This is a genomic window from Streptomyces griseus (assembly GCF_900460065.1).
Lineage (GTDB): Bacteria > Actinomycetota > Actinomycetes > Streptomycetales > Streptomycetaceae > Streptomyces > Streptomyces griseus.
Genome location: NZ_UAVD01000024.1, coordinates 387259 through 404321 on the forward strand (window position 1 = coordinate 387259; position 17063 = coordinate 404321).

Consider the following 17063-nt stretch of genomic DNA (forward strand, 5'->3'; position numbering starts at 1 on the left):
CGGGGGCATTTCCTGCACGGAAGGCGAAAAACGACATGTCGGCGCTCCAGACCATCCACATCGACGGCACCTGGCGGGCCGCCGGATCAGGTGCGACGCGCGAGGTCATCGACCCCGCCGACGCCACGGTCCTGGCCGTCGTCGCGGAGGGCGGGGCCGAGGACGCCGACGCGGCGATCGCCGCGGCGCGACGCGCCTTCGACGACGGCCCCTGGCCGCACCGGCCCGTCGCCGAGCGGGCAGCGCTGCTGCGCCGGGTCGCCGAGCTGCTCCAGCGGGACCGCGAGGAGATCGCGATCACCGAGAGCCGCGACACCGGCAAGACCCTCGAGGAGGGCCGGGTCGACGTCGACGACGTCACCCGTGCCTTCCGCTACTTCGCCGACCTCGTGATGAACGAGAGCGGCGGCCGGGTCGTCGACGCGGGCGACCCCGACGTCCACAGCATCGTCGTCCACGAGCCCGTCGGCGTCTGCGCCCTCATCGCGCCCTGGAACTACCCCCTCCTCCAGGCCAGCTGGAAGATCGCCCCGGCCCTCGCCGCCGGCAACACCTTCGTGCTCAAGCCCAGCGAGGTCACCCCGCTCTCCACCGTCCACCTGATCAAGCTGCTCGCCGAGGCAGGGCTCCCCGACGGGGCCGCCAACCTCGTCACCGGCGCGGGCGACCCGGTGGGCGCCCGGCTCTCCGAGCACCCGGACGTCGACCTGGTCTCCTTCACCGGCGGCCTCGCCAGCGGTACGAAGGTGGCCCGGGCCGCCGCGCCGACCGTGAAGAAGGTGGCCCTGGAGCTCGGCGGCAAGAACCCCAACGTGGTCTTCGCCGACGCCTGCGCCACCGACGAGGGCTTCGACACCGCCGTCGACCAGGCGCTGAACGCCGCGTTCTTCCACAGCGGCCAGGTCTGCTCCGCCGGGGCCCGCCTGATCGTCCAGGACTCGGTCAGCGAGCGCTTCGTCACCGAGCTGGCCCGCCGCGCCGACGCCATCCGCCTCGGCCGGGGCACGCTCGACGGCGTCGAGTGCGGCCCGCTCGTCTCCGCCCAGCAGCTCGCCAAGGTCGAGGCGTACGTCGCCTCCGCCCGCGAGGAGGGCGCCGTCGTCCGGGCCGGCGGCGAACGGCCGGCTCCCAGCGACGTACGGCCCGAGGGCGGCTACTTCTACCGGCCGACCGTCCTCGACGGCTGCCACCGCGAGATGAAGGTGGTCCGCGAGGAGACCTTCGGCCCGATTCTCACCGTCGAGACCTTCCGCACCGAGGAAGAGGCCATCACGCTGGCCAACGACACCGACTACGGGCTCGCGGGCGCCGTCTGGACGAGCGACGCCGGCCGGGCCCGCCGGGTCGCCGGACGGCTGCGCCACGGCACCGTCTGGATCAACGACTACCACCCCTACCTCCCGCAGGCCGAGTGGGGCGGCTTCGGAAAGTCCGGCACGGGGCGCGAGCTCGGCCCGACCGGGCTCGCCGAGTACCGCGAGTCCAAGCACATCTACCAGAACCTGAACCCGCGCCCCCAGCGCTGGTTCGCCGGCTGACACACCTGCTGGGGCCCCGAGACGAATGAACCCCGGGGCCCCGCCCGGCTGTTCGCAGCACCACGCTCACGCACGAACCTTGCAGAAGGAGCAGTGACCGATGCCTTCCACCCCTCGCAGCACCGCAGTCCCCGACCCCGAAGGCCCCGTGGCCGACTACGTGATCGTCGGCGGCGGCACCGCCGGATCGGTCATCGCCTCCCGGCTCACCGAGGACCCGGACGTGACCGTCACGGTCATCGAGGGCGGCCCCACCGACATCGACCGCGACGACGTGCTGACCCTGCGCCGCTGGCTCGGCCTGCTCGGCGGCGACCTCGACTACGACTACCCCACCACCGAGCAGCCGCGCGGCAACAGCCACATCCGGCACAGCCGGGCCCGGGTGCTGGGCGGCTGCTCCTCGCACAACACGCTGATCAGCTTCAAGCCGCTGCCCGGCGACTGGGACGAGTGGGCCGAGGCGGGCGCCGAGGGCTGGGACGCGGCAGCCATGGACCCGTACTTCGCCAAGCTGCGCAACAACATCGTGCCCGTGGACGAGAAGGACCGCAACGCCATCGCCCGCGACTTCGTGGACGCCGCCCGGGCCGCTGCCGGGGTCCCGCGCGTGGACAGCTTCAACAGCAAGCCGTTCCACGAGGGCGTCGGCTTCTTCGACCTCGCCTACCACCCGGAGAACAACAAGCGCTCCTCCGCGTCGGTGGCCTACCTCCACCCGCACATCGAGGCAGGCGACCGGCCCAACCTGCGGATCATGCTGGAGACCTGGGCGTACCGCCTGGAGTTCGAGGGCGCCCGCGCCACCGGCGTACACGTCCGCACGAAGGACGGCGAGGAGATCCTGCTGCGCGCCGCCCGCGAGGTCGTCGTCTGCGCGGGCGCCGTGGACACGCCCAGGCTGCTGCTGCACTCCGGGATCGGTCCGCGCGAGGACCTGGCCGCCCTCGGCATCGACGTGCGCCACGACCTCCCGGGCGTCGGCGAGAACCTGCTCGACCACCCCGAGTCCGTCATCGTCTGGGAGACCGACGGGCCCATCCCGGAGAACTCCGCGATGGACTCCGACGCGGGACTCTTCGTCCGCCGCGACCCCGGATCCCGGGGCCCGGACCTGATGTTCCACTTCTACCAGATCCCGTTCACCGACAACCCGGAGCGGCTCGGCTACCAGAAGCCCGAGCACGGCGTGTCGATGACCCCGAACATCCCCAAGCCGCGCAGCCGGGGCCGCCTCTACCTCACGAGTGCCGACCCCGAGGTCAAGCCGGCCCTGGACTTCCGGTACTTCACCGACGAGGACGACCACGACGGCCGCACCCTCGTCGACGGCATCAAGCTCGCCCGGCGGATCGCCGCCACCGAACCGCTGGCCCACTGGCTCAAGCGCGAGGTCTGCCCCGGCCCCGAGGTCACCTCGGACGAGGACATCAGCGCCTACGCCCGCAAGGTCGCCCATACCGTCTACCACCCGGCCGGCACCTGCAAGATAGGCGCAGCCGACGACCAAGAGGCCGTCGTGGACCCGCAGTTGCGCATCCGCGGCCTTGAGGGCATCCGGATCGCCGACGCCTCCGTCTTCCCGACCATGCCCGCCGTCAACCCGATGATCGGCGTCCTGATGGTCGGCGAGAAGTGCGCCGAACTCCTCGCGGACCGGACGCGTGACACCGCGCCGGTCACTGGCCCCAGCACCGGAGGCGATGCCCGATGACCGGAACCGAGACCCTCAAGGCCACGGGGAACCCCGGGCCCGCCGAGAACCCCGTGTTCTCCGTACGCGATCTCTGGAAGGTCTTCGGCCCCAGGGCCGACCGGATCCCCGGCGGCGAGCACGCCGCACTGCCGCCCGCCGAACTCCGAGCCGCCACCGGCTGCACCGCCGCCGTGCGCGATGTCTCCTTCGACGTCCGCAAGGGCGAGGTCTTCGTCGTCATGGGCCTGTCGGGCTCCGGCAAGTCGACCCTCGTGCGCTGTCTGACCCGGCTGATCGAGCCCACCAGCGGCACCATCGCCATCGACGGCGAGGACGTCCTCGCGATGGACCGCTCCCGGCTGCGTGAACTCCGCCGCCACCGGGCCGCGATGGTATTCCAGCACTTCGGACTGCTCCCGCACCGAACGGTGTTGGACAACGTCGCCTACGGCCTGGAGATCCAGGGCCTGAGCAAGTCCGAACGCCGCTCCAAGGCAGCCGAGTTGGTCGCCAAAGTGGGGCTCGACGGTCTGGAGGACCGCCGCCCGTCGCAGCTCTCCGGCGGCCAGCAGCAGCGCGTCGGGCTCGCCCGCGCGCTCGCCGTCGACCCGTCCGTCCTCCTCTTCGACGAGCCGTTCAGCGCGCTCGACCCCCTGATCCGCCGCGAGATGCAGGACGAGGTGGTCCGGCTGCACCGCGAGGAGGGCCGCACCATGGTCTTCATCACCCACGACCTGAGCGAGGCGCTGCGCCTCGGCACCCGGATCGCGCTGATGCGCGACGGCGGCATCGTCCAGCTCGGCACCCCCGAGGAGATCGTGGGCTCACCCGCCGACGACTACGTCCGCGAGTTCGTCCGCGACGTGCCGCGCGAGCAGGTCCTCACCGTCGCCACCGCCATGCGGCCCGCGCTCGCCGGGGAGAGCGAGCGCGGCCCGGCCGTGCGCCCGGAGGCCACCGTCGCGGAGGCCATCGAGGCGGTCTCCCGTTCCGGCGACCCCGCCGCCCGGGTGATGGACGGCGGGCGGCTCGTCGGCGTCGTCGACCACGCGTGCCTCCTCGACGTCGTCGCGGGAACGACCGGACCCGGCCACGCGACCGCATCCGCGTCCGGCGCGCCGGGCACTCACACCGGACCCGACGCGCCGGACGGCGCCCGCGAGGTGACCTTCTGATGGCCACCGCCCAGGCCACCCCGGCCCGCCCCGCGCGGGCGGGCGCGCGCCGGGGACCGCTTGCCGCTCTCCGCGACCGCCCGGCAGCGGCCAAGCTGCTGCTGCTCGCACTCGTCGCCGCCGTCGTCGTCCCTCTCGTGCACGGCCGCTGGGGAGGCGGAGTCTGGCCCGACGCACTGACGGCCGACCTCTCCGCGCCGCTCGGCGAGGTCACGGACTGGATCGTCTCCAACCGCGACAGCCACCCGCTGTTCCTCTACTTCTTCGGCCACATCAGCAACGCCGTCGTGCTCTCCGTACGCGGCGTCTACCTGCTCCTCCTGGCCCTCGGCTGGGCCGGAGTCACCGTGTTCGCCGCCGCCGTCGCCTGGCGCGCCGCGGGGATCCGGCTCGCCCTCACCGCGGGCGTGTCGTTCCTGCTCTGCGGGCTGCTCGGCATGTGGGTGCCGACCATGCAGACGCTCGCGCTGATGGTCGTCGCCGTCCTCGCCTCCGTCGTACTGGGGCTGCTCCTCGGCCTCGCCGCCGGCCTCTTTGACCGGGTGTTCCGCGTCCTGCGCCCGGTGCTGGACACCATGCAGGTGCTGCCCGCCTTCGCCTATCTGCTGCCGGTGGTGCTGGTGTTCGGCATCGGCGTGCCCGGTGCCGTCCTCGCCACCGTCGTCTACGCGGCTCCGCCGATGGCCCGGCTCACCGCACTCGGCCTGCGCGGCGCGGACGGCGGCGTCATGGAGGCCGTCACCTCGCTCGGCGCGACCGGGCGGCAGCGGCTCCTGAGCGCCCGGCTCCCGCTGGCCCGCAAGGAGCTCCTCCTCGGCCTCAACCAGACCATCATGATGGCGCTCTCCATGGCCGTCATCGCCTCCGTGATCGGCGCGGGCGGCCTCGGCGACCGCGTCTACCAGGCGCTGTCCTCCGTGGACGTCGGCGCCGCCCTCGCCGCGGGCATCCCGATCGTGCTCCTGGCCGTCGTGCTCGACCGTACGACGGAGGCGGCGGGACGCCGTATCGGCGCGGAGCCCACCGGCCCGGCCCTGCTGCGCGGTTGGCGCGGCTGGTCGCTGGCCGCCCTGGTCACCGCGGCCGTCACCGCCGTCGGACGGGCGGCCGACGGCCAGGTGTGGCCCGACGACCTGACCGTCGCCATCGCCGGACCGGTCAACACCGCCAAGGACTGGATGGTCGACCACCTCTACACCGGGGTCCCCGTCGTCGGCGGCACCGCCGACCTCGCCGCGCACTTCACCAGCGGCGTCCTCAACCCCCTGCGCAGCGGCCTCACCGGTCTGCCCTGGTGGTCGGTGCTGCTGATCGTCGCCGCCCTCGCCTGGACCATCGGCACCTGGCGCACCGCCGCCACCGCCGTCCTCGCCATGGCCGCGATCGGCGTACTCGGCGTCTGGGAGCCCTCGATGGACACCCTCAGCCAGGTGCTCGCCGCCGTCGCCGTCACCCTGGTCATCGGATTCGGCGTCGCTGTCGGCGCGGCCCGCAGCGCACGCCTGGAAAGGCTGCTGCGCCCGGTCCTCGACGTCTTCCAGACCATGCCGCAGTTCGTCTACCTGATCCCCGTCGTCGCCCTCTTCGGCGTCGGCCGCGCCCCCGCCGCCGCTGCCGCGGTGATCTACGCGCTGCCCGCCGTCATCCGCATCACCACCCAGGGGCTGCGGAGCGTCGACCCGGCGGCGATGGAAGGAGCCCGCTCCCTCGGCGCGACCCCCGGCCAGCAACTGCGCCAGGTGCAGATCCCGCTGGCCAGGCCCTCCCTGCTGCTCGCCGTCAACCAGGCGGTCGTCCTGGTCCTCGCCGTCGTCATCATCGGCGGACTCGTCGGCTCCGGCGCCCTCGGTTACGAGGTCGTCCTCGGCCTCGCGCAGGGCGATCTGGCCACCGGCCTCGTCGCGGGAGCGGCGATCGTCTGCCTCGGTCTGATGCTCGACCGGGTCACCCAGCCCACCACCCGCCGCCAGCGACAGGAGAGCTGAGATGAACCGCTCCCGCACGCGCCTGCTCGTGGCGCTCGCCTCGGCCACCGCCCTGCTCACCACGGCGGGCTGCGGCGCCGCCGACATGACCCAGCAGGCCTCCCCGTTCGCCGCCCCCGCCGGGGTCAGGACGGTCACCCTCTCCGTCCAGTCCTGGGTCGGCGCCCAGGCGAACGTCGCCGTCGCCGAGCAGATCCTCAAGGAGGAGCTCGGCTACCGCGTCGACCTCGTCCAGACCGACGAGGTCCCCGCCTGGGACGCCCTCAGCCAGGGCCGCGTCGACGCGATCCTGGAGGACTGGGGCCACCCGGACCAGGAGAAGCTGTACATCGACGAGAAGAAGACCATCGTCCGGGGCGGCGACCTCGGCGTCACCGGCCACATCGGCTGGTACGTCCCGAAGTACTGGGCCGACGAGAACCCCGAGGTCACCGACTGGAAGAACCTCAACAAGTTCGCGGACGAGCTGAAGACGGCCGAGAGCGGCGGCAAGGGCCAGCTGATGGACGGCTCGCCGTCCTACGTCACCAACGACGTGGCCCTGGTGAAGAACCTGGACCTGGACTACAAGGTGGTCTTCGCCGGCTCGGAGGCGGCCCAGATCACCCAGATCCAGCAGTTCGCCAAGGAGAAGAAACCCTTCCTCAGCTACTGGTACCAGCCGCAGTGGCTGTTCAACGAGGTGCCGATGGTCGAGGTGAAGCTCCCCGAGTACACGGACGCGTGCGCGGCCAAGGACCCGGCGGACATCGACTGCGCCTACCCGACCACACCGTTGCAGAAGTTCCTCAACGCCGACTTCGCCGAGCGCGGCGGCGAGGCGTCCGCGTTCCTGAAGAAGTTCCACTGGTCGGAGAAGGACCAGAACGAGGTGTCCGAGATGATCGCCGCCGAGAAGCTCGACCCCCAGGAGGCGGCGAAGCGCTGGATCGAGCGCCACCCGGACGTGTGGAGGAAGTGGCTTCCGCGGGACTGACACGGCCCGGCGCCCGGCCCTCTCCCGAGGGCCCGGGCGCCGGGCGCTCTCCCGCTACCGCGCCCGGACCGTCGCCAGCACGTCCCGGTCCGGCTGGAGCGTCAGCCCCGTCAGCGGCGTGATCTCGCCCGGGTCCACGTCCAGCGTGAAACGGCGGGCCAGCACGGCGAGGAGGAGGACGGACTCCACCATCGCGAACCGCGTACCGATGCAGACCCGGGGACCGCCGCCGAACGGGAACCACGCGTACTCCGGGATGGCGTCGCCGCTCTCGGCGTCCCAGCGCTCCGGCCGGAACTCCTCCGGCTCGGGGAACCACCGCGCGTCGCGGTGCGTGGCCCACTGGCTGCTCCACACACGGGTGCCCTCCGCCACCGGCAGACCCCCGATCGTCGCCCCCTCCTTCGCGATGCCGGTGATCAGCCAGACCGCCGGGAACAGCCGCAGGGTCTCCTTCACCACGGCCTGGGCGTACGTGAGTTGCGCGTAGTCCCCGAAGCCGGGGTCCCGGTCGCCGAGCACCCGGTCGAGCTCCTCGGCGAGCGCTTCCCGCACGCGGGGGTTGCGGGCGAGCAGGTACCAGGCCCACACCAGCGTCGTACTCGTCGTCTCGTGGCCGCCGATGTACAGCGTGACCGCCTCGTCCCGGATCTCCTCGTCGCTGAGACGCGTCCCGCTCTCGTCCACGGCGGTGAGCAACCGGCTGAGCAGATCGGGGCGTTCCTCGTCGCCGTCCCGGTGCCGGGCGACCACCCGGCGCACCTCGGCGTCGATGACGCCGGCCGCCTTCCTGATCCGCGTCCGGCCCGGGGTCGGCACCCAGTCCGGCAGCAGCGCGCCGAGCCCGGCGAACTCCTTGCCGATCTCCATCTGGGCGACGTCCATCGCCCGGCCCATCGCCTCGGAGTCCGCGGGGGTGTCCACCCCGAAGATCGTGCGCACCGCGATCTTCTGCGTCAGCGCGGACATCTCCCGCTTGACGTCGATCCGCTGGCCGTCCGCCAGGCGGTCCGCCAGCTCCACCGCACAGCCCGCCATCGTGGTCGCGTACGACGTGACCTGCTTGGGCCGCACCGACGGCTGCACCAGCGAGCGCTTGCGCCGCCAGTCCCGGCCCCGCGCCACGAGCATCCCGTTGCCCAGCACCGTACGGAAGGCGATGCCGAGCCTGGGCTGGTCGAAGGTGCGCTCGGTCTCGGTGAGCAACTCGCCCACCAGGTCCGGGTCGGCGAGAAAGACGCACCGTTTGCGCCCGAACCGCCAGCGCACCATGTCCCCGTGGCCGCGCAGGAGTTCGAAGAAGGCGAGGGGGTTCTTGCCGAACTGCGGCAGATTCCCCACGAGCGGCAGCCCTCTGGGCCCCGGAACGAACGCATGGCCGCGGGGCGGGGTGCCGAGTGCCGGGCCGGTCTGCGTGGACATCGAAGAACTCCGCTCCCTGGGGCGCGCCACTGCCGGCGCGCGACTGTTCGAGCCCATCGAACAGGATGCGGGCGGCGCTCCACCAGAGCGACGGCCGGCGTGGCCGGATTCCGTCAGGTGCTGTACTCCGCACGGCAGTTGGAGAAGTCCGTCGGACGCTCACCGGCGGAGTGGGGCACCACGACGACCTGGTGCTCGTCCTCGTACACGACCCGGCCGGGATCCGCCGACTCCACCCGCTCGCACGCCACCCCGTGCGCGGCCAGGAGTGCGAGGTAGCCGGGGATCCGGTCCAGCAGGTGGGTCGCCGTCCCCTTGAACCAGGCCACCGCTCCCGGGTTCACCCCGGCGTCGTACACCGCGGGGTCGATCCGGGAGGGGTCGGAGTAGGCGGCGTCGTACCAGTCGTTCGCCGCCCGCCAGAACCGGTGCTGTTCCTCGGTCAGACGGCCCTCCCGGGCCAGGCCGCCCGCCAGCGCGAAGATCCCGGGGAAGTGGCCCCGGGGGCTCCGTTCGGTGCCCTGGAAGCGTACGTACGCCGCCGTCCCGCCCATGCCGTCCTCCGCCGCCCCGACCCGACCGGTGAAGGGGCCAGCCTAGCCGCGGACCGGACGGGCCGGTGTCAGAGGCCCACGATCAGCTGGATGCAGACGATCTTGACCAGGATGGCGAGCGCGAACAGCGTCGAGTAGCCGTTGTTGATCCGGCTGTCGCTCGCCCGGCTGTTGGCGTACGCCACGATCGCCGGGTTGCCGACGTAGCCCGACAGCAGTCCCATGGTCCGCTCCCGGCTCTGCCCCAGCGCCTTCGCGACCAGCACCAGCAGGGCGTAGCTGACGACCGCGCCGATCGCCAGCACGGCCGCCAGCTTCAGCCCGAAGAGGGAGAAGGCGTTCTCCCGGAACGAGTAGCCCGAGGTGAGCCCCACGACGGCGAGGAAGAGCAGCAGTCCGATCTGGCGCAGGGTGAGGTTGGCGCGGGTCGGCAGGGTCCAGACGAGGGGGCCGGTGCGCCGGCGCCAACCGAGGACCATGCCCATGACCAGCGGTCCGGCCCCGGTGCCCAGGGCGAGTGTGGTGGAGCCCAGGGTGAGGGAGGGGATGCCGATGAGGAAGCCCAGGGTGAGGCCGAGGCCCAGGCTGACGGCGCTGACCTCGCTGACCTCGGCCTCGGTGTCCCCGAGGTAGCGGGTCACCTCGCCGGTCCGCTCGCGCGGCATGACGACCCGCACCCGGTCGTCGAGCTGGAGCAGCAGGTCGTCGTGGGCGAGCATGTCGAAGTCGCCGCGCCGCACCCGGCTGACGAGCGCCCCGTACTTCTCGCCGAGTCCGAGCTCCCCGACGGTGTGCCCGGCCAGGTCCGGGTTGGTCAGCAGGACCCGCCGGTAGTCCACCGCGCTGCGGTCGTCCAGCAGGTGGCGGGGGGCCGTCGACCCGAGGGCGTCCGTCGCCGCCCGTACGTCCTCATCGCCGCCGACCAGGACGACCTGGTCGCCGGGGGAGAGGCGGTCCAGCTCCCGGGCGACCCGGGTCACGCCGTCGGCGGGGCGGTACTCGCTGGCCAGTACCCGGTGCGCGGCGGCGCCGGGCACGTCCGCCCAGCGCAGGTCACGGGCGACCTGGACCGTACGGGTGACGAGCGTGGCCGGCAGGCCCGAGCCGGGGTCGCGGCGGGCGGTCCAGTGGCGGCGGGCCGCGATCGCCGAGACGAACACGATCGTGATGACGACGGCGAGGGGATAGCCGATGGCGTACCCCACGGCGGGCTGGGTCGGGTCCTCGGAGGCGTCCTGGGCGGCGGCGAGGCCCGGGGTGGTGGTCCCGATGCCCGCGTACCCGCCCGCCAGGAACGGCCCGGCGATGCCGAACCCGCGGTGTCCGACGAAGCCGACCACCGCCGCGGTGACGGCCAGGGCCACCACCGCTCCGGCCATCACCGGGAGCTGGCCGCGCAGTTCACGGAAGAACGCGGGGCCCGACTCCAGGCCGACCGTGTACACGTACAGGGCGAGGCCCAGCGCCGAGACCCCGGCCGGCACGGCGGCGGCGATGTCCTCGTCCAGCGCGCCGACGAGGAGACCGACGAACAGCACCCCGGCCGCGCCGAGCCGGACCGGGCCGAAGCGCACCATGCCGAGCAGCGCGCCGAGCGTGATCACGGCGAACACCGCCACCCACGGGTTGTCCGCGAAGAACTGCCACACCGGCCGTGCCTCCCCGACCTCGAAGATCCCGTCCCTGTCGGGGGCCAGGATCCGCGAGGCCGGGGGAGGCCGCCACCCGGGGAGCGGCGGCCCGCTCGCTCAGCCGCCGTGCGGCACGTGGGCCGGCCGGCCCCGGCCCCGCGTCAGCGAGTACCCGAACACGGCCGCCAGGGCCGCGAGCACGCCACCGCCCACGGTCCACAGCCAGCGGTCGGTCCACCAGCCCGAGGCCCAGCCGTCCTCCGGCCCATCGGCGGACGGCACCCGCTGTGCGGCGTCCGTCTCGCCCGCCGAGGCGACCGACACACCCGGCACCAGCGGCTCGGAGAGCGTGCCGTCCACGTCGTGGGCCCCGCCCTGCTCCTCGGAGACCGCCTTCACCTCGACGCCGACCGGCAGCCCGAGGCCGGCGGCGGGCAGGTCCACCGCGGTGAGGCGGACGTAGTAGCTGCCGGGCAGCGGATCGCTCGCCCACGGCTCGGACCAGGACCGTACGGTGCGCAGCACGCAGGACAGCTCGACGGTGGCCGCGTCGGCCGCCGCCTTCCTGGTCTGGTGCCCGTACATGCAGGCCTGGCGGCGGCGCAGCCCGTCGTAGACGTCGAGCTGCCAGGTGGACGTGGAGCTCCGGGCGCTCGAAGGCAGCTTCACGGTGGCCTCGACGGTGGGCCGCTGACCGGCGTCGGCGGGGAAGACCCAGTACAGGTAGTCGCCCGCCGAGGCCCGGGCGGTGCCCGTCTGCCCCTGGTCCAGCGCGGTGGCTGTACGGAACGTGGTCCCGGCCTCGGTGGGGCCCGCCCCGTCCTCGGCGGGGCTCGCGCTCGCCGGGGGGCCGTCGGCCACGGCCGTGCCCGCCGGGGTGAGCAGGGTCAGTCCGGCGAGCAGCGCTCCGGCCAGCGCGCGCCGGGCGCCATGGGTGCGGTGAGAGGTCGTGCGCATCAGTTGGTCCTCCAGACGGCGACGCGCCAGCGCGAGATCCAGCCGGTCAGCAGGCCCGCGAGCAGTCCGGTCAGGACGAGTACGCCGAGCAGCCACCAGCCGCGGCCGAGCCCGAAGGCCGCCACGTCCGAGGCGTTGTCGGGGCCGTCCACCAGGTCCACGGTCAGTTCGACCGGCAGACCGGGGGACTTCTTCACCGAGGCGGGCGCGGAGAAGGAGTGGGCGAGCTGGAGGCAGACGGTCTCGGCGGCGGGCTTGTCGTCGTCGCCGTCCGCCACCTCGGGCTTCGGATAGCGCAGCCCGGACGAGATCACGTCGGTGCGGCCGGTGCCGGCCTCGGAACCCCGGACGATCTCCCGGCCGTGTGCGGTCACCGCCCGCAGCAGGACGCCGTAGTCGTCGTCCACGGCGCGGTCGGCCGCCACGCTCGCCGAGGCGCGCAGCTCCTGACCGGGCAGCACGTCGACGCGGTACCAGCGGTGCTGGGCGATCTCCGCGCGGTCGGTGTAGAGGCCCGGCTTCAGCTCGGGTGCCGCGGAGCAGCTCCCGGCCCCCTCGGTCGCCACCGGAGTGACGACGGGCTCGGCGGCCCGGTCCACCAACTGCTTGACGCGGCCGGAGAGTTCCTCCTTGTGCTGGACGGCGGTGTACGTGCCGCCGGTCGCCTCCGCGATGCAGGTCAGCTGCTGGCGGATCTTGGCGTTGGGCACCAGGCCCAGGGTGTCCACGACCAGATGGGTGCCGCGTGCGGCGATCTCCCGGGCCACCTCGCACGGGTCGAGCGGCCCGCAGGTGTCCTCGCCGTCCGTGATGAGCACGATCCGGCGCGAACCCTCCCCGCCCTCCAGGTCGTCGGCCGCGCCGAGCAGGGCCGGGCCGATCGGGGTGAATCCGGTCGGGGCGAGGGTGGCGACCGCGGCCTTCGCCTCGGTGCGGTCCAGCGGGCCGACCGGGTAGAGCTGCTTGGTGTCCTTGCAGCCGACCTTGCGGTCCTCGCCCGGGTAGTCCGCGCCGAGCGTCCGGATGCCGAGGTGCACCTCCTCGGGCGCCGCGTCCAGGACGTCGTTGAACGCCTGCTTGGCGGCGGCCATCCGGGACTGGCCGTCGATGTCGCGGGTCCGCATCGAGCCGCTGACGTCGAGCACCAGCTCGACCTGGGGGGAGGGGGCGGCGGGGGCTTCGTCGGCGGCGGCGGGGATCGCGGTGCCGAGCCCGGCGGCCAGGGTGGCGAGCGCTATGCCCACCCCGGTCGTCAGCCGTTTTCTAGTGATCATCGCCGGATCTTATGGAAAATCAGTTCGTATTCCCAACCGGGCCACTTGGGGCCCGGGATCACTCCTCCGGTACGGGGAGGCCGAACGCGCCGGCCGCGGCGGCCAGCGTCGCCGTGGTCGCGGCCCGGGCGGGCAGCCGAGGGTCCGGAGCGGTCCCCAGCAGCACCAACTGGTGGTACAGCGGTGCGGTGGAGGCGATCAGCAGGCTCCGCGCGTCGGTGCGCGCGGGGAGTTCGCCACGCCCGACGGCGCGCTCGACGATGGTCTCGCAGCGCGCGTACCGGTCCTCCCACAGCCGCTGCTGCGCTTCGGCGGCCCGCGCCGAGCGGAACGCGGCGGCCATCAACGCGCGGGGGACCGAGGGCCGCGCGACCAGGGACTCCTGGATCTCGTCGTTGAGGGCCGTCAGGTCGCCGCGCAGGGAGCCCGTGTCCGTGGGTTCCCAGTCGTCCTCGCCCGCGGCGTCCAGGACATCGGCGAGCAGCCCGCCGACGTCCTCCCAGCGCCGGTAGACCGTGGTGCGGTGGACGCCCGCGCGGGCCGCGACGCCCTCCACCGTGAGCCCCTCGTAGCCGTGTTCGCCGAGTTCGGCGCGGACCGCGTCGAGCACCTGGGCGCGGACGCGTGCGGTGCGACCGCCCGGTCGGCGCTCCGGCGTCGTGGCACAGGGGACGGGCTCGGGCCGGCCGCCCGCCGGGACGGCTCGGGAATCCGGTTGCCCGGGGGTGTGGGTCATGGCACCATCTTAAAGCAACAGATGTCGCACTAGTGGAGCAGCCGATGATCCTCCGAAGCTTTCCTCCGGCCTCGCGGTCCGCCGCCACCGCTTCGTCCACGACAGCTTCGGAGTCACCCGTATGCCCACACAGATCACCGCGCTCGCCGTCAGCAAGGCCTTCGACGGCAGGCCCGTACTCGACTCGGTGAGCTGCTCGCTCGCCCGGGGCGAGCGCACCGGAATCGTCGGGGAGAACGGCTCCGGAAAGACCACCCTGCTGCGACTGCTCGCCGGACGGGAGCGTCCCGACCGGGGGCGTGTCGTCCTGCGCGCCGACGGCGGCGTCGGACACCTCGCCCAGGACGAGAGCCTGCCGGCCGGTACGACGGCCCAGCAGGTCATCGACCGCGCGCTCGGCGACCTCCGTGCGATCGAGGCGCGGATGCGCCGCCTGGAGGCGGCGATGGCCGACGGCGACACCACGGCGCTCGACGCGTACGGCGAGGCCGTCTCCGCCTTCGAGCTGCGCGGCGGCTACGACGCCGACGCCCGGCTGGAGCGGGCCCTGCACGGCCTCGGACTGAGGCGGGTGGACCGCGCCGCGACCCTGGGAGCCCTCTCCGGCGGCGAACGCGCCCGGCTCCGCCTGGCGGCGGTGCTGGCGGCCGCCCCGGAGGTGCTGCTCCTCGACGAGCCGACCAACCATCTGGACGAGTCCGCCCTGACCTGGCTGGAGGAGCACCTGCGCACCCGCCGGGGCACCACCGTCGCCGTCTCCCACGACCGGCGCTTCCTCGAACGCGTCGCGACGAGCCTCCTGGAGGTGGACGGGGACCGGCACGGCCTCGTCCGGTACGGCAACGGCTATCCCGGCTATCTCGCGGAGCGGGCGGCGGCCCGGCAGCGCTGGGTCCAGCGCCACGACCGCTGGCGCGAGGAGGTCGACCGGACGCGCGAATCGGCCGCTGTCACCGCCCGCCGGGTCGCCCCGGGCCGGCCGATGAAGGACGGCGACAAACTCTCCTACAACCAGGCCGGGGCCCGTGTGCAGCAGTCCCTGGCCTCCCGTGTCCGCAACGCCGAGGAACGGCTGAACCGCCTGCTGGCCGACCCGGTCCCCGCCCCGCCGGACCCGCTGCGCTTCACGCCCGGACTCCGCGCCGGACAGGGGACCGGCACCGCGCTCGACGCCGCGGGCGTCTCCGTCGCGGGCCGGCTCGACCCGGTCGACCTCACGGTCCGGGCGGGCGAGCACCTGCTGATCACCGGCGACAACGGGGCGGGCAAGACCACCCTGCTGCGCGTCCTCGCGGGAGAGCTGACACCCGACCGGGGCCATGTCGTCGGACGCGGCCGGATCGGCTTCCTTCCCCAGGACCCGGCGCCCGGCTCGGCGCAGGAGACCTTGCTGGCCGCCTACGCCCGGGGGCTCACCGGGGAGCCGGAGGAGCACGCCGAACGGCTGCTGGCCCTCGGGCTGTTCGACCGGGCCCGCCTGTCGGTGCCCGTCGCACGGCTCTCCACCGGCCAGCTGCAGCGGCTCGCCCTGGCCCGGCTGGTCAGCCGGCCCGCGGACGTCCTGCTGCTCGACGAGCCCACCAACCACCTCTCTCCCGCTCTCGCGGAGGAGTTGGAGACCGCCCTGGCCGGCTTCGCCGGAACCGTCGTCCTCGTCAGCCACGACCGGTTGCTCCGGAGCCGCTGGCGAGGCGCCCGACGGGAACTGCGGGGCACCCGGTCGACCGTGCGCGAAGGCAGGAGCCCCGCGCCGCCCCTTGCACCCCACCCCTGCCGAAGCGAGTGATCAACCATGCCGCCCCACCGCTCCCACATCGCGATGATCGGCGTCCCGATCGTCAGCCACGTCCTGCCCGGCCTCGCCATCATCCGCGAGCTGGTGGCCCGCGGCCACCGGGTCACCTACGCCAACGACCCGTTCGTGGCGGACCGGATCGAGGCCACCGGCGCCGAACTCGTCCCCTGCTCCTCGGTGTTGCCCGTCGCCGACGACAACTGGCCGACCGACCCCGTCGCCGCGATGGACCTCTTCCTCGACGAGGCGACGCAGGCGCTGCCCCAACTGCACGCCGCCTACGACCAGGATCCCGCGGACCTGTACCTGTACGACATCGGCGCCTACGCGGCACGGGCCCTCGCCGAATCACAGGGACGGCCCCTCATGCAGCTGTCCCCGTCCTTCGTGGCCTGGGAGGGGTACGAGCAGGAGGTCGCGGCGCACCTGCGGGCGCTGCCCGGGGCCTCCGAGCACCGCGAGAGGTTCGGCCGCTGGCTCGCCGGCTGCGGGGCGACCACCCTCGACGTCGACGCCTTCTCGGGGCCTCCCGCACGGGCCCTCGCGCTGATCCCGAAGGCCATGCAGCCCAGCGCCGACAGGGTCGACCCCGACACGGTGACCTTCGTCGGGCCCTGCTTCGACGCCCGGGCCGACACGGACCGGTGGACCCGGCCGCGGGACGCGGAGAAGGTCCTGCTGATCTCGCTCGGCTCGGCGTACACGCACCGGCCGGAGTTCTACCGCCAGTGCCTCGCGGCGTACGGGAACCTGCCCGGCCGGCACGTGGTGCTCCAGATCGGCCGGCACACCGACCCGCGCGAGCTCGGCGACATCCCGCCGGGCGTCGACGTGCGCTCCTGGGTCCCGCAGCGGGCGATCCTGGAACAGGCGGACGCCTTCGTCACCCACGCGGGCATGGGCGGCTGCGGCGAAGGGCTCCTCGCGGGCGTCCCGATGATCGCCGTACCCCAGGGCGCCGAACAGTTCATGAACGCGGACCGGCTGGTGGAACTGGGCGTCGCCCGCCGCATCGACACCCCGGACGCCACGGCCGAGACCCTGCGAGCGGCCCTGGACGACCTGGTCACCGACCCGGAAACCGCCCGCAGGTCGGCGCGGTTGCGCGCCGCCGCCCGGAGCGAGGGCGGCACCCCGCGCGCCGTCGGCCTGATCGAGGCGATGGTGGCCCGGGAGGGCGTCGGGAGCCGGTGAGCGGCGGCTCGGAGAGTGCCGGGATCGGGACGAGCAATGGCTGGGAGGCGGCAGGGGCCGGTGAGCGGCGGCCCGGAGAGCGTCAGGGTCCGGTGAGCAGTGGCTCGGAGGCACGCCCCAGGACCGAGGA

The 17063-nt window shown here is 73.5% G+C and carries 13 protein-coding genes; 7 read left to right on the top strand and 6 right to left on the bottom strand.

What is annotated here, in order from left to right:
• Positions 1 to 35 precede the first annotated feature (35 nt).
• The 5 genes from DTB53_RS12210 to DTB53_RS12230 all read left to right on the top strand — a co-directional run bounded on the left by DTB53_RS12210 (position 36) and on the right by DTB53_RS12230 (position 7370).
• On the top strand, positions 36 to 1538 hold the full coding sequence (locus DTB53_RS12210; protein WP_012378289.1) for an aldehyde dehydrogenase family protein: 1503 nt from the start codon (positions 36 to 38) through the stop codon (positions 1536 to 1538).
• Between the two features lie 100 nt (positions 1539 to 1638).
• Positions 1639 to 3252, top strand: a complete 1614-nt coding sequence (locus tag DTB53_RS12215; RefSeq protein ID WP_012378288.1) for a GMC family oxidoreductase — start codon at positions 1639 to 1641, stop codon at positions 3250 to 3252.
• Positions 3249 to 4409: a quaternary amine ABC transporter ATP-binding protein gene (locus DTB53_RS12220; RefSeq protein ID WP_012378287.1), complete on the top strand. Its 1161-nt coding sequence runs from the start codon at positions 3249 to 3251 to the stop codon at positions 4407 to 4409. The genes DTB53_RS12215 and DTB53_RS12220 overlap by 4 nt, the downstream gene beginning before the upstream one ends.
• Positions 4409 to 6394 (top strand): ABC transporter permease, encoded by a 1986-nt coding sequence (locus tag DTB53_RS12225; protein WP_003964973.1) that lies wholly within the window; start codon positions 4409 to 4411, stop codon positions 6392 to 6394. Before DTB53_RS12220 ends, DTB53_RS12225 begins: the two co-directional genes overlap by 1 nt.
• Position 6395: 1 nt before the next feature.
• The gene (locus tag DTB53_RS12230) at positions 6396 to 7370 is read left to right on the top strand and encodes an ABC transporter substrate-binding protein (RefSeq protein WP_012378286.1); all 975 of its coding nucleotides are present in this window, start codon (positions 6396 to 6398) and stop codon (positions 7368 to 7370) included.
• Positions 7371 to 7424: 54 nt separating this feature from the next.
• On the opposite strand, the gene DTB53_RS12235 is transcribed toward DTB53_RS12230, so the two are convergent.
• The 6 genes from DTB53_RS12235 to DTB53_RS12260 form a co-directional block, all read right to left on the bottom strand.
• Positions 7425 to 8792 (bottom strand): cytochrome P450, encoded by a 1368-nt coding sequence (locus DTB53_RS12235; RefSeq protein ID WP_012378285.1) that lies wholly within the window; start codon positions 8790 to 8792, stop codon positions 7425 to 7427.
• Between the two features lie 113 nt (positions 8793 to 8905).
• Positions 8906 to 9346 carry a hypothetical protein gene (locus DTB53_RS12240; RefSeq protein WP_012378284.1) on the bottom strand — a complete coding sequence of 147 codons (441 nt, stop codon included), beginning with the start codon at positions 9344 to 9346 and terminating at the stop codon, positions 8906 to 8908.
• A 68-nt stretch (positions 9347 to 9414) separates the two neighbouring features.
• A complete protein-coding gene (locus DTB53_RS12245; protein ID WP_012378283.1) occupies positions 9415 to 10995 on the bottom strand; it encodes an aspartate:alanine exchanger family transporter in 1581 nt (526 codons plus the stop codon).
• A gap of 99 nt (positions 10996 to 11094) precedes the next feature.
• Complete coding sequence (locus DTB53_RS12250; RefSeq protein WP_012378282.1) at positions 11095 to 11934, bottom strand: hypothetical protein; 840 nt, start codon at positions 11932 to 11934, stop codon at positions 11095 to 11097.
• On the bottom strand, positions 11934 to 13208 hold the full coding sequence (locus DTB53_RS12255) for a VWA domain-containing protein (RefSeq protein ID WP_012378281.1): 1275 nt from the start codon (positions 13206 to 13208) through the stop codon (positions 11934 to 11936). Before DTB53_RS12255 ends, DTB53_RS12250 begins: the two co-directional genes overlap by 1 nt.
• A gap of 58 nt (positions 13209 to 13266) precedes the next feature.
• A complete protein-coding gene (locus DTB53_RS12260) occupies positions 13267 to 13944 on the bottom strand; it encodes a TetR/AcrR family transcriptional regulator (RefSeq protein WP_012378280.1) in 678 nt (225 codons plus the stop codon).
• 121 nt (positions 13945 to 14065) lie between these two features.
• Here DTB53_RS12260 and DTB53_RS12265 point away from each other — a divergent pair, with 121 nt between their 5' ends.
• Both DTB53_RS12265 and DTB53_RS12270 read left to right on the top strand, forming a co-directional pair.
• Positions 14066 to 15730, top strand: a complete 1665-nt coding sequence (locus DTB53_RS12265) for an ABC-F family ATP-binding cassette domain-containing protein (protein ID WP_012378279.1) — start codon at positions 14066 to 14068, stop codon at positions 15728 to 15730.
• A gap of 6 nt (positions 15731 to 15736) precedes the next feature.
• Positions 15737 to 16933, top strand: coding sequence for a macrolide family glycosyltransferase (locus DTB53_RS12270; RefSeq protein WP_012378278.1), 1197 nt, complete (start codon positions 15737 to 15739; stop codon positions 16931 to 16933).
• The last annotated feature ends 130 nt before the right edge of the window (positions 16934 to 17063 follow it).

Coding starts and splice junctions, on each gene's coding strand:
- DTB53_RS12210 (WP_012378289.1), top strand. CDS start 36: ATGTCGGCGCTCCAGACCATCCACATCGACGGCACCTGGCGGGCCGCC.
- DTB53_RS12215 (WP_012378288.1), top strand. CDS start 1,639: ATGCCTTCCACCCCTCGCAGCACCGCAGTCCCCGACCCCGAAGGCCCC.
- DTB53_RS12220 (WP_012378287.1), top strand. CDS start 3,249: ATGACCGGAACCGAGACCCTCAAGGCCACGGGGAACCCCGGGCCCGCC.
- DTB53_RS12225 (WP_003964973.1), top strand. CDS start 4,409: ATGGCCACCGCCCAGGCCACCCCGGCCCGCCCCGCGCGGGCGGGCGCG.
- DTB53_RS12230 (WP_012378286.1), top strand. CDS start 6,396: ATGAACCGCTCCCGCACGCGCCTGCTCGTGGCGCTCGCCTCGGCCACC.
- DTB53_RS12235 (WP_012378285.1), bottom strand. CDS start 8,792: ATGTCCACGCAGACCGGCCCGGCACTCGGCACCCCGCCCCGCGGCCAT.
- DTB53_RS12240 (WP_012378284.1), bottom strand. CDS start 9,346: ATGGGCGGGACGGCGGCGTACGTACGCTTCCAGGGCACCGAACGGAGC.
- DTB53_RS12250 (WP_012378282.1), bottom strand. CDS start 11,934: ATGCGCACGACCTCTCACCGCACCCATGGCGCCCGGCGCGCGCTGGCC.
- DTB53_RS12255 (WP_012378281.1), bottom strand. CDS start 13,208: ATGATCACTAGAAAACGGCTGACGACCGGGGTGGGCATAGCGCTCGCC.
- DTB53_RS12260 (WP_012378280.1), bottom strand. CDS start 13,944: ATGACCCACACCCCCGGGCAACCGGATTCCCGAGCCGTCCCGGCGGGC.
- DTB53_RS12265 (WP_012378279.1), top strand. CDS start 14,066: ATGCCCACACAGATCACCGCGCTCGCCGTCAGCAAGGCCTTCGACGGC.
- DTB53_RS12270 (WP_012378278.1), top strand. CDS start 15,737: ATGCCGCCCCACCGCTCCCACATCGCGATGATCGGCGTCCCGATCGTC.